Origin of the sequence: Mycobacteroides saopaulense (genome assembly GCF_001456355.1) — a bacterium.
Taxonomy (GTDB): domain Bacteria; phylum Actinomycetota; class Actinomycetes; order Mycobacteriales; family Mycobacteriaceae; genus Mycobacterium; species Mycobacterium saopaulense.
On sequence record NZ_CP010271.1, the window covers coordinates 4,105,609 to 4,119,793 of the forward strand.

Sequence of the window (14,185 nt, forward strand, 5' to 3'; positions counted from 1 at the left end):
AGTTCGAGTCATTGCCGATTGTGTATCGGGCGGGCGCGCTTCCCCGTTACCCCAGCTAGGGGTTGATGAAGTTCTGGTAGGAGCGCGACGGGGTCGGACCGCGCTGCCCCTGGTACTTCGACCCTACCCCGGCGCTTCCATACGGGTGCTCGGCCGGAGACGTCAGGCGCAGTAGGCACAGCTGCCCGATCTTCATGCCCGGCCACAAGGTGATGGGCAGGTTGGCGACGTTCGAGAGCTCCAGCGTGATGTGCCCGGAGAACCCGGGATCGATGAAACCGGCGGTGGAGTGCGTCAGCAGTCCCAGGCGCCCGAGCGAGGACTTTCCTTCCAGCCGTCCGGCCAGATCGTCGGGCAGCGAGCAGACCTCCAACGTGGATCCGAGCACGAACTCGCCGGGATGCAACACGAACGGCTCGCCCTCGCCGGGCTCGACCAGACTGGTTAGCTCGTCTTGACGCTGCTTGGGGTCGATATGCGTGTAGCGGGTGTTGTTGAACACCCGGAACAGACTGTCCAGTCGCACATCGATGCTGGAGGGCTGGATGAGGGCGGCGTCGAAGGGCTCGATGCCGAGGCGCCCGGCGTCAAGCTCGGCGCGGATATCGCGATCGGACAGCAGCACGCGACGAGCCTACCGATGAACCGCCCGCACGAAGCGGCTCGGGCGGGCGCGCCTACGCCTTGATGGCGATGACGGACCTAGGCCTTGATGGCGATGACGGCTCCCGGCTGCAGCCAGCCGATCAGCCGAACGAGCGCGGCGTCGTCGAGCGTCACGCATCCGGCCGAGGGATTGCCGTCGGAAGCGTGCACGAAGAACGCCGAGCCACCGCCGGGTCTGTGCGTTGCGTTGACGCCCATGACGATCGCGCGGGGGTAGCCGTCGAGTTCCTCGCTCAGGGATGTGTCGAACGAGCAGGCGGACTCGGCGCAGCGCTGGTGGGTGTTGTAGCCGGGGCTGGCAGGATCGCCGTCCCACCAATCGTCGGCGTCCACCTGCAGATAATCCAGGCCGTGGGCCACCGACGGTTCGGTCCCGAAGGCGTAGTCCAGGCTGAATACCCCTGTCGGGGTGGCCGGATTGTCGTCGTTGGCGGTATCGGTGAATCCGGCCGAGCCGACATCGGACGATAGGCCCTGCTCGACGGGCTCCCAGGCATCACCGTTCCGTTGCCACCTGCCGATGACTGCCTTGGTGCCACCGGTGCCCTGAACCGAGACGACCTGACGCGCGGAACCGACAGAGTCTGCGAACCATGGCGGCGGCGGGGCCGGGAGCACCGCGGCCACGGGTTTCACCGGTGTCGACCCGCACGCCGCGGCAAGCAGCGCAAGACTCAGCGGCAGCACACGAATTCCGGACACCCATCCATGGTGCTGGCCCAACCTGGAAAGCGCCTGTTAGTAACTAACCCTTAATGGCGATGACGGCGCCCGGGCGCAGCCAGCCGATCAGCTGGACCAGGGTCGCGTCGTCGAGCGACACGCAGCCCGCGGTCGGGCCGCCGTCGGTGGTGTGGACAAAGAAGGCCGACCCGCCGCCGGGGACCCTCTCCTTGTTCACTCCCATGACGATGGCGTGCTTGTACTGCGGGATGGGGAGGTTCTCGCTCTGCGACGTGTTGAAGGGGCACGCGGCCTTGGCGCACTGCTGATGGGTGTTGTAGGTGGGACTGTTCACGTCGCCGTCCCACCAGTCGTTCGCGCCGATCTGGACGTAGCGCAGACCGCTCGTGGCGGGCGGCGGCGCCGTACCAAAGGCCCAGTCCAGGGAATAGACGCCGTTCGGGGTAGCCGAGGCCCCTTCGCGCGCCTTGTCGATGAATCCGGCGGAACCCACGTGGGCGGGGATGCCCGTGGACACGGCTTTCCATTCGTTGCCGTTGCGCTGGAACACGTCGATTTTGGCGTTGGAGCCACCCGCGCCGTTGACCGCGACCACCTGCGTCGCGTTCCCCACGGACTGCGCGAACCAGGGCACGAAGGGCTCAGCGGCGGCGGAGACAGAGCTCGCCAGGGCAAGTAGGGCCGCACAGAGCAGCGTCAGAAGACGGAACACAAATCCATCCTGGCCGATGTTGTTCTCGAATCCTTCAAGGTTGGGACACGGTTGTGCCACGGACCGATCGGTATATTTCGGCCATGGACGCTGAGCTCGAAGAATGGAAAGCCGCCGGGCACTACTTCGATTACCTGGGTTTTGACATCTTCTATCGCATCGAGGGCAGCGGACCTCCGCTGCTGCTGGTTCACGGATACCCGTTCAACTCATGGGATTGGGCCCTCATCTGGCCCAGGTTGGTGGAGCGCTTCACCGTCATCGCACCGGACATGATCGGAATGGGATTCTCCGACAAGCCCGTTCAGTATGGATACTCGGTGCTCGATCACGCCGACATGCACGAGGCACTGCTGTCGTATCTGGGCATCGAGCGATTCCATCTGCTCACCCATGATCTGGGGAACTCGGTGGGCCAGGAGTTGTTGGCGCGCTTCGAATTCGAGGAGCAATCACGCGGCCGGATGCCCATCGATTCGGTGACGTGGCTCAACGGCGGGCTGTTCATCGAGGCCTACCGGCCACGGATAGTCCAGACGTTGATGTCGCGAACACCGTTGGGCGACTTGGTAAGCCGATTCCAGGGCACGCCGGTATCGCGCCGGATCCTGGATGCCGCCGTGAGCGAGATGTTCGGACCGGACACCAAGCCGTCGGCACGGCTGCTGTCACTCTTTCAGCAGGTGCTGGAGTACAACGACGGCGCCCGCGTCACCCATCAGGTGGGCCGCTTCATCAATGACCGTTACGACAATCGGAGCCGATGGGTACGCGCCATGCGCGAAACCGCCATCCCGATGCGCATGATCGACGGACCGATCGACCCGAACTCCGGATTGCACATGGCCGAGCGGTATCTCGAGGTCATCCACGATCCGGATGTGGTGCTACTCGACGACAACATCGGCCATTGGCCGCAGATCGAGGCGCCCGAGGCGGTGCTCACGCACTTCTTCGAGCACATCGACCGGGTTACGACTTAGGCGGAGCCATGTCCATGTAGGACGAGAAGGTGGCGTAGTTGCAGTCGGCCTCGCCGGTACCGGTGGTGCTCTGACACACCACCTTGTCGTTCAGGTAGACGCGCACCGTCACCGCGGCGTCCGGCGTCGCGGTGGAACGCCAGTCGGCCTTGATCTCGGCATGGTTGGGCGTCTTGGCGCCACGGGACAGATCACCGACGGTCGCGTCCACCTTCCACGGCAGCGTCACCCCATCGGCGGGCTGCATCTCGGTACCGTCCCAGTACTGGACGTTGGCCGTGGTGGCGGTGGAGGAAACAACCTCGTAGGTCACCGTCTTGTCGTCCGCGTGCGCTGCGGCCGGGAAGCTGAGCGCGAAAGCTGAGGCCGCGGCAGAGGCGGCGAGTAGTTGGCGGACGGTCATGAAACACCTCGGGATGTCAGTCAGGTTTACAGATCGTTAGGCAGGCTACAGGGATCGGCTGAGCCTGAGCTGAGGCCGGGACGGCGAGCACTTCGGCCCGGGTACTTGAGCAAACTGCGCTCTACCCGGACCATGGGGTGATGAACAGCGCGGGGGGCGCCGAAGAACACGGTGCGGATCACGAGGGCCCGATCCGGCCCGCCTGGGGCACGGGGAACATGGTCGCTTTTCGCTTCGGGACCTGCTATTTCGGCATCTTCGGACTTGCCGTGGTGCTCGGCCTCGTCCCGGTGGTGCTGAAGGGTCTCGGCATCGACGGGCCGTGGTCGGTTCTGCGCCGAATGTTCCACGGACTCCGCGGACCCGTCGCCTGGATTGGCGAACACCTGGGGCTGACCGTGCAGAGCACTCAGGTGGGCAGCGACAGCGCCTTCCAGTGGACGGCACTGTTCTGCATCGCCGTCCTGGCCGCCCTGGCAACGGCGATCTGGACGGTGCTCGATCACCGCCGGCCGCGCTACGACCGCCTGCAGGCCTGGGTGTGGACGATCCTGCGGCTGGTGCTCGCCACGGCCATGTTCTATTTCGGGATGGCGAAGGTGATCCCCACGCAGATGCCCTTCGTACTGAACCGGCTTGTCGAGCCGTACGGAAATTTCAGCCCCGCAGGCGTGCTGTGGGCACAGGTGGGTGTCTCGCAGCCGTATCAGATTCTGCTCGGCCTGGCCGAGGTGCTCGGCGGTCTGCTTCTACTGCTGCCCCGCACCACACCCGCCGGCCTCGTGGTGTGCGTGGTCGATCTGACGCAGGTCTTCCTGCTCAACATGACCTACGACATCCGGCTCAAGACGGTGTCCTCCCAGTTGCTGTTGTTGAGTCTGTTTCTGCTGGCGCCCTATGCGCGACGACTACTGACGGCGTTCTTCACCGATCGTGCGGTTCCGGCGGCCACGACGACGTCACTGTTCACCGGGCGAAAAGCCAACCGGATCGCGCTGGCCGCCCAGGTGGTGGTGGGCGTGGCCGTGCTGGCGGCCTTCAGCGCGCAGGGTTGGCAGCAGTTCACCCGGCCCACTCCCAACTTGTACGGCATCTGGCAGGTGGAGACGTTCTCTGCCGAGGGATACCCCCGCGATCCGCTGTTGACGGACAAAATCCGTTGGCGCAGAGTCATTTTCGACCGGTCATTCCATGTGTCGGCGCCGGTGATGGTGACCGTGCAGCGCATGGACGATTCGTTCGAGCTGTACGGCGGCACGATTGACCCGCGGAAGCACTTCATCGACCTGAGCCACCGGATCGAGCTGGGCACCTACAAGGAGACCCCGACCCGGATCAGACTGACCTATTGGTGGCCCGGGCAACCGAATCAGATGATCGTCGACGGCGACGACTACGCGGGGCACGAGATCCATCTGCGTGTGACCCGGATGGACCCCGCCTCGTTCCCTCTCGTCGAACGCGGTTTCAACTGGGTACAAGAGGCGCCCTACAACCGGTGACTTTTACCGAATCCCCGGACGCCGCGGGGCTCGACTCCACAAGATGAGACGGTGAGCGACACAGTTGCGGTGATCGATGCGCACATACACCAGTGGAATCCGTTCACCACGCCGCGGGTGACGTCCGGCCCGGCGAAGGCCATCCGGCGCGCACCGTTCCTGCGGCCGGTCCTCCTGAAGGTCTTCCCCAGTGCCACCAGGGAGTTCGTCGGCGACCCGCAGTATCTCTTGAGGCCATATCTGCCCGCCGACTACCACGAAGACGGCGAACGCGCGCATGTGACCACGATCGTTCACGTCGAAGCCGGCTGGCACGGCAAAGGGCCCTTGGGTCCGGTCGGCGAGACGCAGTGGTTGAGTTCGCTGCCATTCGGCCAGAACGCCGCACCCACCTTGGGCGCCATCGTGGCTTATGCCGACCCCTCCACCGCGGAGATCGCCGACCTGCTCGACGCACACCTGCGCGCGAACCCACTGGTACACGGCATCAGGTGCATGGGTGCGCACAGCGACGACCCCGGCGTCATGAACTGGGCACCGCAAGCGCATTGGCTCGCCCAACCGACCTTTCTGCGCGGCTTCTCGGCCGTCGCGGAACGCAGACTCAGCTTCGATGCGTGGGTGTACGCACACCAACTTCCCGACGTACAGCAACTGGCGCGCGAATATCCCGAAACCACCATCGTGCTGGATCATTACGCGACGCCCGTCGGAGTGCTCGGCCCCCGCGGCAAGCACACGGGTGGCAGCGAATCGGAGCGCAGAGAAATCCTGCAACGGTGGCGGGACGACATTTCCGCGCTCGCCGCGCTACCCAACGTGGTCGCCAAGCACTCGGGAATCGGCATGCCGGTGTTGGGAGCCGACCCCATGCCGCGCGAGCAGCTTCGGGACGCCGTCGCACCGCTCATCACCCATCTGGACCGCGAGTTCGGCACGGACCGGACCTTCTGGTCGTCGAACTTCCCCATCGACAAGCCGAACGTCTCGCTGGCGGACAGCATTTGGATTCTGCGCCAGGTGCTCGGCGACCGTTTCGACGAGGACCGTCTGCTGCGCGAGAACGCGCGCCGGGTGTATCGGGTGGCCGCCTGATCGGGGGCGGTGCAATACTCGCCGCATAGCCGAACTGAAGAAGACGGAGATGGCGGCGGTGACTCTGACCGAGCTGGTGGAACTGCCAGGTGGGCCATTTACCATGGGCTGCAACACCTTCTACCCCGAAGAGCGGCCCGAGCGCGTTCTTTCCGCGAGCACCTTCGCCATCGAACGCCATCCGGTGACCAACGCGCAGTTCGCGGAGTTCGTCGAGCAGACCGGGTACGTAACCGTCGCGGAACGGGCGCCCGACCCCGCCCTGTATCCGGGTGCGTCTCCGGATGATCTCGTGCCCGGCGCGATGACGTTCCGTCCGACGGAGGGCCCCGTCAATCTCCATGATTGGCAGCAATGGTGGGACTGGGTCCCGGGCGCCTATTGGCGCCGGCCGTTCGGCCCGGACAGTGACATCACCGGCGCCGCAGATCATCCCGTTGTACAGGTCGCATACACCGACGCTGCGGCCTATGCGCGCTGGGCGGGCAGGCGGCTCCCCACCGAAGCCGAGTGGGAGTACGCCGCACGCGGCGGCACCGATACGGTCTACGCATGGGGCGACGAGGTGGCTCCTGACGGCCAATTGATGGCCAACACCTGGCAAGGCCGATTCCCGTACCGCAACGACGGCGCGCTGGGCTGGGTGGGCACCTCACCCGTCGGCACTTTCCCGCCCAACGGGTTTGGCCTCGTCGACATGATCGGCAATGTGTGGGAATGGACGTCGACACGATTCGAGCGCGGCGTGCAATCCGCCAAGTCGTGCTGTAGCCCCTCCGATAACCCGGATCCGTCGGTGATCCAGGCCCTCAAGGGCGGCTCGCATCTGTGCGCGCCCGAGTACTGTCACCGCTACCGGCCGGCGGCACGGTCACCACAATCGCAGGACAGCGCAACCACACATATCGGATTCCGCTGTGTGGGCAAGCTGCCGTAGCAGGCCGGTGCGTGCACGCAAAGCTCTACATAACGGGCGGACGATCGGTTCCGATGTCAGACTTATCCCTCCGACCGTGTGGGCGGGCTCGCGGTGACCAGGCCATGGCTGTCGCGACCGTGCCTTACGCGCCAGCGGATCGCATTGCATCGTATTGACTTGCGGGAGTATCGATATGAAACGTGAGGTTCGAGCCCAGCTCGACGTGGACGTCCTCGCGGCGTCGACGCTGGAGTTCCAGGTCGCCGTCGCACCGCTATCCGGTGCCCAGGTGACCGAAAGCCTGTCATTGGTGTTGAACGGACAGCAGGTCGCGGCCCGGGAGATCGCGGGTGAGCACGGCAACCGCATCCACCGGCTCGACGTCGGCGAGGGCAACCTCAAGGTCTGCTACACGGCGACAATTCTCGGTCAAGCCGACGAAGTCCCTGTCGACGAGGCCGACCTGTCGACATACCTGCGCCCGAGCCGATACGCCGAGGCCGACAAGTTCTACGGCTTCGCAGAAACCGAATTCGGTGAACACACCGAACCCCGAGTGCTTCTCGAAAAGGTCTCGTCCTGGGTCGGTTCGCGTCTGACGTACTCACCGGGCTCCAGTGATCCGATCGATGGTGCCGTCGACACGTTACTGGCGGCTAAAGGCGTCTGCCGCGACTACGCACACCTGGTGGTGGCGCTGCTTCGAGCCGTGAAGGTGCCGGCACGACTTGTCGCGGTATATGCGCCCGGCTGCGATCCCATGGACTTCCATGCAGTGGCCGAGGCCGTCGTCGACAACCAATGGCGCGTGGTGGACGCGACCTGCCTGGCACCCAGACAAACCATGGTGCGCATCACCACCGGACGCGATGCTGCCGACACCGCATTCCTCGATAACCACGGCGGGCAGATCGTGTTGAACGAGTCGATCATCAGTGCCGTCGTCGATGGTGAGCTACCCGAGGACAGTGTCGACCAACTCGTCTCGATCCGCTGACACCCCGGGTTCGAGTCAAAAGATCACCCGAAAAGGGTGATGCTCGCTGACGGCGCCTTCTCTAGCGTCGGTGTGAGCATGTCTATTCACATCTTCACGCCCTTCTTCGCGATTACCTTTCGCTTCCGGTTTACAGCGAGAACACTGTGAAGCACTGATCAATAGCGCGGGCAGTGGCGTTGCGGGCTCTACGTGCCCGCGCAGGCCTCGATTCCATTCCCTTCAGATTTCTCAATTCGAGAGGACTTTTTCTCATGGACACCGATAAGGGCGACGGCACCGCCGCTGATCACGACGAGAAACGCGGAAAGTTATCTCGGCGTTCAATTCTGGGCGGTATTGCGGCCGCCGGGGTTGGTGCCGCCGCCGCGACTGCCGCCATCAAGGGGTTCGAGGATACCGATCACACGACAGGTGCCGGTACCCCGGGAACCGGCCCCACCAATGAGGAATTCCACGGGAAGATCGCCCTCGACGTGCGCGATTCGAAGGCCGACTGGACGCCGTATGAGCTCAAGAAGGCACCTGAGGGCGCACCCAACGTGCTGGTGGTGCTCTACGACGACACCGGACTCGCGGCATGGTCACCCTATGGCGGACGAATCAACATGCCGGTCATGCAGCGCCTGGCCGACAACGGGCTGCGGTACTCGCAGTGGCACACCACCGCGCTGTGCTCACCGACCCGTTCCTGCCTGTTGACGGGGCGCAATCACCACGTGAACCGCTCGGCATCCATCACCGAGGCCTCCAACGGATTCCCCGGCGCCGCCGGGCGTCTGCCCGCGGAATGCGCGACCATCGGCCAGGTGCTGCAGGACAACGGCTACAGCACATTCTGGGTGGGCAAGAACCACAATGTGCCCGAGGAGGACATCGCGGGCGGCGGTAGCCGGTCGGAGTGGCCGTTGCAGAAGGGCTTCGACCGCTTCTACGGGTTCCTGGGTGGCGAGACCAACAACTGGTACCCCGACCTCGTCGAGGACAACACCTTCATCGAGCAGCCGTATGGCCCTCAGGATGGCTATCATCTCTCGAAAGACCTGGCCGACAAGGCACTTCGGATGCTCAAGGACCAGCGGGCCACCAACCCGTCCAAGCCCTGGTATCTGTGGTTCTGCCCCGGCGCCAACCACGCACCGCATCACAGCCCCGCCGAGTACACCGAAAAGTACAAGGGCAAGTTCGACGATGGCTATGAGGCATACCGCGAATGGGTGCTCGGCCGGATGGTCGAGAAGGGCGTCATCCCCAAGGGCACCAAGCTGACTCCGCTGAACCCGATGCCCAAGGATGTCGAGAACAAAGCCGACGAGGTCCGCCCGTGGAACACCCTCAACGCCGACGAGAAGCGGCTCTTCTCCCGCATGGCCGAGGTGTACGCCGGGTTCTCCGAATACACCGATGCCCAGGTCGGCCGGATCGTCGACTACCTGGAGCAGACCGGCCAACTGGACAACACCATCGTCCTGTACGCGGCGGACAACGGCGCCTCCGGTGAAGGTTCGCCGAACGGCTCGGTGAACGAAAACAAGTTCTTCAACGGGTACCCCGACGAGCTCTCCGAGAACATGAAATATCTTGAGACGCTGGGTAGCCCCGATACCTACAACCACTACCCCACCGGGTGGGCCGTCGCATTCTCCACGCCGTTCCAGATGTTCAAACGCTACTCGCAGTTCTCCGGTGGAACCTGTGACCCCTTGGTCATCCACTGGCCCAAGGGCATCAAGGCCAAGGGCGAAGTGCGGCACCAATATCACCACGTCACCGACATCGTGCCGACGATCCTGGATGTAGCGGGCCTGCAGATGCCCGACACCTACCGCGGTGTCAAGCAGTACCCCGTCAATGGCGTCTCCATGCGATACAGCTTCGACAAGGCGGATGCACCCACCACCAAGAAGCGCCAGTACTACGCGATGCTCGGCACTCGCGGAATCTGGGAGGACGGCTGGAAGGCGGCCGCCCTGCACGCGCCTATCAGCGGCAAGGGGCATTTCGACCAGGACAAGTGGGAGCTGTACCACGTAGACGAGGATCGTTCGGAATCAACGAATGTGGCCGACCAGCACCCGGACAAACTCAAGGCGCTCATCGCCACATGGTTCGACGAGGCGGACAAGAACTTCGTTCTGCCCCTTGACGACCGGACGGCTACCGAGATGTTCCTGACGGAGCGCCCGCAGGCCGAACCGAAGCGCAACCGCTACGTCTACTACCCGGGCGCGGCGCCGGTACCCGAAGGGGTGGCGGTCAATATTCGTGGCCGCTCCTACAAGATCATCGCGGACGTGGAGACCGCACCGGATGCGCAAGGCGTCATCTTCGCGCACGGCTCACGCTTCGGCGGGCATTCGCTGTTCATCAAGGACGGCAAGCTGCACTATGTCTACAACTTCCTGGGCCTCAAACCCGAGCAGGTCTTCGCCTCGCCGCCTCTGGCCCCCGGTAGGCGCACGTTGGGCATGGAGTTTGTCTGGCAGAAGAAGGGCGAGTTTGCCGAATCATTGGGCACCACAACCCTTTATGTTGATGGCAAGGCCGTGGCCAACGGCCCGATGCGCGCCCAGACCGGCAAGTTCACCCTGGCTGGCGACGGTCTGTGTGTCGGGTATGACAGCGGCGACAACGTCTCTCAGCTGTACACGAATCCCGGCACCTTCACGGGGGGCAACATCTTGGGTGTTGCAGTCGATGTCAGCGAGGAGACCTTCATCGACCTTGAGCAGGAGGCCCAGGCAGCGTTCGCCCGGGACTGAGCTCACGCGCAGGGGTGGGAAACCACTGGGCTCGGGCCGGCCATCGGGAAGCTGGCCCGTCCGAGTCCGGTGGCCCATGTCCGTCTGCGCCGTACGCGGGCCTGCACCCCGTATCCCAAGACATACGCAAAGGATCAGAAATGACGCATGGCTTGACGGGGTATCAGGAAGGTTGTCGGTGTACAGAATGCCGCGACGCCGAGTCGGCGCGTATGCGTGGGATCACCAAAGCGGAGAAGACGCGATGGCAGGAAGTCAATGACGAGGCCGACCGCCAGTGGGCTGCGCACAACAACGTTCCTCCCTCATACCAAGGCAGGACCCGAATACCTTGGACATCAGAGGAAACGGCCATCGCTCGGGATCATTCACTAACGGTCACCGAAGCCGCCGCAATACTCGGTCGAACGCCGGCCGCGGTGTCGGCGAAAAGATACAAGAGGTCCCGCCGGCTTCGACACGTCATCGAGTGAAGTACGAGGAAAGGAATCAACCAGACAGCCTGAGCGCGAGTCTAATCCGCCGCCCACGTCAACGTGAGTTCATCGCGGGTACCGAACCGCTCAAGGTGCCGCTTGACGACATCGCCGAACTCGGCGGTGCTGGCCTCGACGTGCAATACCCCGGGTTGGGGCCGTAGCACCGTCACGGCGTCGGGGCTGATCTCGATTCTCACCGCACCGCCTTCGAGCTCGCTCACCGTGCTCTTCGCGGCCCAATGCTGAGCGAGTTGCTTGGCATACCGTTCGGGGCGGTCGGTCGGGATGGTGCCGTGAACCGAGGTCATGACCTAATTCTTCCAGGTTTTCCGAAATCGGTCATTGCATGCCCAGGCCGATTGCCTCGCGACGGTTCGACACCTGCAGCTTCCGATAAATCGCCCGCTGATGGGTCTTGAGGGTGTTGACGGAGACCGACAGCTTCGCCGCGATCTCGGCCGCGGTCATCGGCGTTCTCATGTACGCCAACACCTCTCGCTCGCGGGCGGTCAGTGCTTCGATGGCCTCCGGCTGCACCGTCTCGCATGCGACGAGGCATTCGGCCAAGAACTCCGGGTAGGCCGTCCTGGAGCTGTGCGCACCCAGTAGTCCACGGCAGGTCTCGTCGGCGTTGTCCATGAACGGGTACAGCACCGATTCCGGGGCGGCCGCCGCCAACGATTCCTCCAACAGCCGATGTGCCTGTGTCTGGTCATCGCCCTCCCATGCCAGCAGCGCACGAGTCAGCGCCGTGTAGGTGCGGGTGTAAGGAGCAGACGACACCTCGTCGGCGTTGTCGGTCAATGCTCGGGCCATATCCGCATCGCCCAGCCTGCGGCAGATACCCGAGACCATCGCCGAGGCCACGGGCAGCGGTCTCACGTCGACCAGCGTCCGGGCAAGGGCCAGCGCCGCATCCGATCTGCCGTGCAGTTCGGCGATTCTGGCAAGCGCAGCCACGCGAAAGCTCCCTATCGGAACCGCCCGATTGTCGTCCTCACCGATTCTCGCGGCGACCGATTCAAGCACCGGCAGAGACAGATTCACTCCCCTGTTCCCCTGTGCTGCCGCGCTGAAGACCAGCATCATGCGACCGATATCGGGGTAGCCGGATCCCACAGTCGCATCCACCACATTGAAGTCCTCTACCGCCTCCGACAACTCGCCACGCCAGAGATGAACGAATCCCATGGTGAAATAAGCGATTCCGCCACCTTCATGAGACAACCATGGCGTGGCTGTCGCCCTGAGTGCCTGCGCGGCCCGGCCGAACTGGCCGGCGTGCGCGTAGGCGAACGCCAGGCTTTCGGCGGCCCTCTCCCCGACCGCCAAGAGCCCCAGCGCCAGGCATTCCTGCACTGCCGACTCCAACAGCCGCATCGAGCGGTCAACGTCGCGGCGCAATCGGGTTTCCGCCCAACCCGACAGGAACAGAGCGCACGCATAGACACGCGCAGGGACCAGAGACTGATCGGCAAGGGTCGCCGACACGACGTCAACCGCAGTGGCCATCGTGCCGTGATCATCCGAGATCAAGATGCGGGTCAGGTCGCCGATGAATCGCAGGCGGCGTGACTCCGTGGTGTCATGCACCAGCGTCTGCGCACGATCGAAATGTAACTGTGCGCCAAGGCGATCTCCCGCGATCTCCCGGCAGCAGGAACGCACCATCGCGATCTCCGCGGTCTCGCCGAATGTCTCGGCCACGGTGATGCACGCGCTCTCCAGCGCCGCCGATCGGGCATCCAGCAGCAGCTCGAGCCAATGATCGGCAATGGTCGCCACGGCGAGCTGTGGCTCTGACCCACGGATGGCATGTTCGACGGCGTCCAACGGATAACGGTCACGCAGCTCACGCGCCGCCAACGCATTCAGCGCCTGCCACCGCGAAAGGTCCGACTGCCTCAGTATCTCGTGGCACCCGCGTACAAACATCGAATGCCATTGATAAACAACAGCTTCACCTGAACCGAAGCGCTCGATGAATAGCCCGGAAACCGCACATTCGGCAAGTAGGCGTGCCGCATCCGGACGGTCGGAGAGAGCGGCCGCCAGCGCTTCGTCCACCCGGGTACACACCGTCGCGGCGAGGACGAAATCCGCCAGCTCCGGGCGTAACCTGCCCAGGACTGCGGTGCGTATGTACGACGTCAGGTCGACATCGTCTAGGGCGCTGGGTGTTTCACCGCCCAACAACATCACCCGCACCGCGGCGGGCCAGCCACCGGTACGCTTCACGATCCGATCGGCGTGCTCGGGCGAAAGATCCTGCCCCGCACGACTTGCGGCCGCACTCACATCCTCGACAGAGAAGGCCAGTTCACCGGAGGAGAGCACCGCCACGTGGCCATGTACCCGCAGCCGGGTGAGAAGCGATTCCGGAGCCTGCGTTGTCACCAGGACCAGTCGCAGCCAGCCCGGCCCATGCTCGATGAAATCGACGAACTCCGGGGCCTGCATGACGATGGCGGCCTTCTGGAAATCGTCGACGACTACCGCTATTTCCCAAGGTATTTCGATACCGGACAAAGCTGCCAGCACCAGCCCCGTAGTGGGCAGCTCGAGCGCGGTGGTGAGAGCCTGATGAGCTCGAACGTCGCCGCGATCGGCCACCGCGCGTCGCAGCGCGGTCACGATGCCGCGGACCAACTCCGCGCAATCCGCTGCCTGCTCGGTGACGGTCAGCCAGCCCGCGGAACCAGGCGCCAGCCGTCTGCGCGCGGCCGCCCACTGGCCAACGGCCACCGTCTTGCCGAAACCCGACGGTGCCACCACCACAACGGCGCGTGAGCGTTGCACCTGCTCGTCGAGAATGCGGTGAACGCCCACCCGCTCGACCATCTCGGGGTTGGCGGTCGGCGGCGTAGCCAGAAACCACGGCGCGGGGCTCCAGGACGTCGACCCCGTGGGCTTGGCGCCCGTGGGTAGATCGTCGTGGTGGGACATCCATTCATTGTCCCCGGAGCCACCGCCGCCGAGTTAG

The 14,185-nt window shown here is 64.2% G+C and carries 12 protein-coding genes; 6 read left to right on the forward strand and 6 right to left on the reverse strand.

Translation table 11 applies throughout. From position 1 onward, the window contains the following. Positions 1-55 precede the first annotated feature (55 nt). From dcd to MYCSP_RS20475, 3 genes are all read right to left on the reverse strand, one after another. On the reverse strand, positions 56-625 hold the full coding sequence (gene dcd / locus MYCSP_RS20465) for a dCTP deaminase (protein ID WP_043080407.1): 570 nt from the start codon (positions 623-625) through the stop codon (positions 56-58). 77 nt (positions 626-702) lie between these two features. Next, on the reverse strand, positions 703-1,368 hold the full coding sequence (locus tag MYCSP_RS20470; RefSeq protein ID WP_088415692.1) for a L,D-transpeptidase family protein: 666 nt from the start codon (positions 1,366-1,368) through the stop codon (positions 703-705). A 43-nt stretch (positions 1,369-1,411) separates the two neighbouring features. Then, a complete protein-coding gene (locus tag MYCSP_RS20475) occupies positions 1,412-2,122 on the reverse strand; it encodes a L,D-transpeptidase family protein (RefSeq protein ID WP_083019807.1) in 711 nt (236 codons plus the stop codon). 23 nt (positions 2,123-2,145) lie between these two features. Here MYCSP_RS20475 and MYCSP_RS20480 point away from each other — a divergent pair, with 23 nt between their 5' ends. Beyond that, complete coding sequence (locus tag MYCSP_RS20480) at positions 2,146-3,045, forward strand: alpha/beta fold hydrolase (RefSeq protein WP_070911941.1); 900 nt, start codon at positions 2,146-2,148, stop codon at positions 3,043-3,045. On the opposite strand, the gene MYCSP_RS20485 is transcribed toward MYCSP_RS20480, so the two are convergent. Next, positions 3,035-3,448, reverse strand: coding sequence for an MmpS family transport accessory protein (locus tag MYCSP_RS20485; protein WP_070911940.1), 414 nt, complete (start codon positions 3,446-3,448; stop codon positions 3,035-3,037). The genes MYCSP_RS20480 and MYCSP_RS20485 overlap by 11 nt on opposite strands. Positions 3,449-3,588: 140 nt before the next feature. Between MYCSP_RS20485 and MYCSP_RS20490 the strand changes: the two genes are divergently transcribed. The 5 genes from MYCSP_RS20490 (at position 3,589) to MYCSP_RS20510 (ending at position 10,723) form a co-directional block, all read left to right on the forward strand. Next, the gene (locus MYCSP_RS20490) at positions 3,589-4,950 is read left to right on the forward strand and encodes a DoxX family protein (RefSeq protein ID WP_235629501.1); all 1,362 of its coding nucleotides are present in this window, start codon (positions 3,589-3,591) and stop codon (positions 4,948-4,950) included. A 51-nt stretch (positions 4,951-5,001) separates the two neighbouring features. Then, positions 5,002-6,045 carry an amidohydrolase family protein gene (locus MYCSP_RS20495; protein ID WP_235629502.1) on the forward strand — a complete coding sequence of 348 codons (1,044 nt, stop codon included), beginning with the start codon at positions 5,002-5,004 and terminating at the stop codon, positions 6,043-6,045. 49 nt (positions 6,046-6,094) lie between these two features. Next, positions 6,095-6,982 carry a formylglycine-generating enzyme family protein gene (locus tag MYCSP_RS20500; protein ID WP_088414940.1) on the forward strand — a complete coding sequence of 296 codons (888 nt, stop codon included), beginning with the start codon at positions 6,095-6,097 and terminating at the stop codon, positions 6,980-6,982. A 175-nt stretch (positions 6,983-7,157) separates the two neighbouring features. Beyond that, complete coding sequence (locus tag MYCSP_RS20505) at positions 7,158-7,961, forward strand: transglutaminase-like domain-containing protein (protein ID WP_070911936.1); 804 nt, start codon at positions 7,158-7,160, stop codon at positions 7,959-7,961. Positions 7,962-8,215: 254 nt separating this feature from the next. Continuing rightward, a complete protein-coding gene (locus MYCSP_RS20510; RefSeq protein WP_088414942.1) occupies positions 8,216-10,723 on the forward strand; it encodes an arylsulfatase in 2,508 nt (835 codons plus the stop codon). A gap of 514 nt (positions 10,724-11,237) precedes the next feature. Here MYCSP_RS20510 and MYCSP_RS20515 read toward each other — a convergent pair. Beyond that, entirely contained in the window at positions 11,238-11,510 is a 273-nt protein-coding gene (locus MYCSP_RS20515) for a DUF2218 domain-containing protein (RefSeq protein WP_070911934.1), read from the reverse strand. Positions 11,511-11,541: 31 nt separating this feature from the next. Continuing rightward, on the reverse strand, positions 11,542-14,148 hold the full coding sequence (locus MYCSP_RS20520) for a LuxR C-terminal-related transcriptional regulator (protein WP_088414944.1): 2,607 nt from the start codon (positions 14,146-14,148) through the stop codon (positions 11,542-11,544). Between the last annotated feature and the right edge of the window lie 37 nt (positions 14,149-14,185).

Excerpts from the sequence above, each read along its gene's own strand:
- MYCSP_RS20480 (WP_070911941.1), top strand. The coding sequence starts at position 2,146 with ATGGACGCTGAGCTCGAAGAATGGAAAGCCGCCGGGCACTACTTCGAT.
- MYCSP_RS20485 (WP_070911940.1), bottom strand. The coding sequence starts at position 3,448 with ATGACCGTCCGCCAACTACTCGCCGCCTCTGCCGCGGCCTCAGCTTTC.
- MYCSP_RS20490 (WP_235629501.1), top strand. The coding sequence starts at position 3,589 with ATGAACAGCGCGGGGGGCGCCGAAGAACACGGTGCGGATCACGAGGGC.
- MYCSP_RS20500 (WP_088414940.1), top strand. The coding sequence starts at position 6,095 with ATGGCGGCGGTGACTCTGACCGAGCTGGTGGAACTGCCAGGTGGGCCA.
- MYCSP_RS20505 (WP_070911936.1), top strand. The coding sequence starts at position 7,158 with ATGAAACGTGAGGTTCGAGCCCAGCTCGACGTGGACGTCCTCGCGGCG.
- MYCSP_RS20510 (WP_088414942.1), top strand. The coding sequence starts at position 8,216 with ATGGACACCGATAAGGGCGACGGCACCGCCGCTGATCACGACGAGAAA.
- MYCSP_RS20515 (WP_070911934.1), bottom strand. The coding sequence starts at position 11,510 with ATGACCTCGGTTCACGGCACCATCCCGACCGACCGCCCCGAACGGTAT.
- MYCSP_RS20520 (WP_088414944.1), bottom strand. The coding sequence starts at position 14,148 with ATGTCCCACCACGACGATCTACCCACGGGCGCCAAGCCCACGGGGTCG.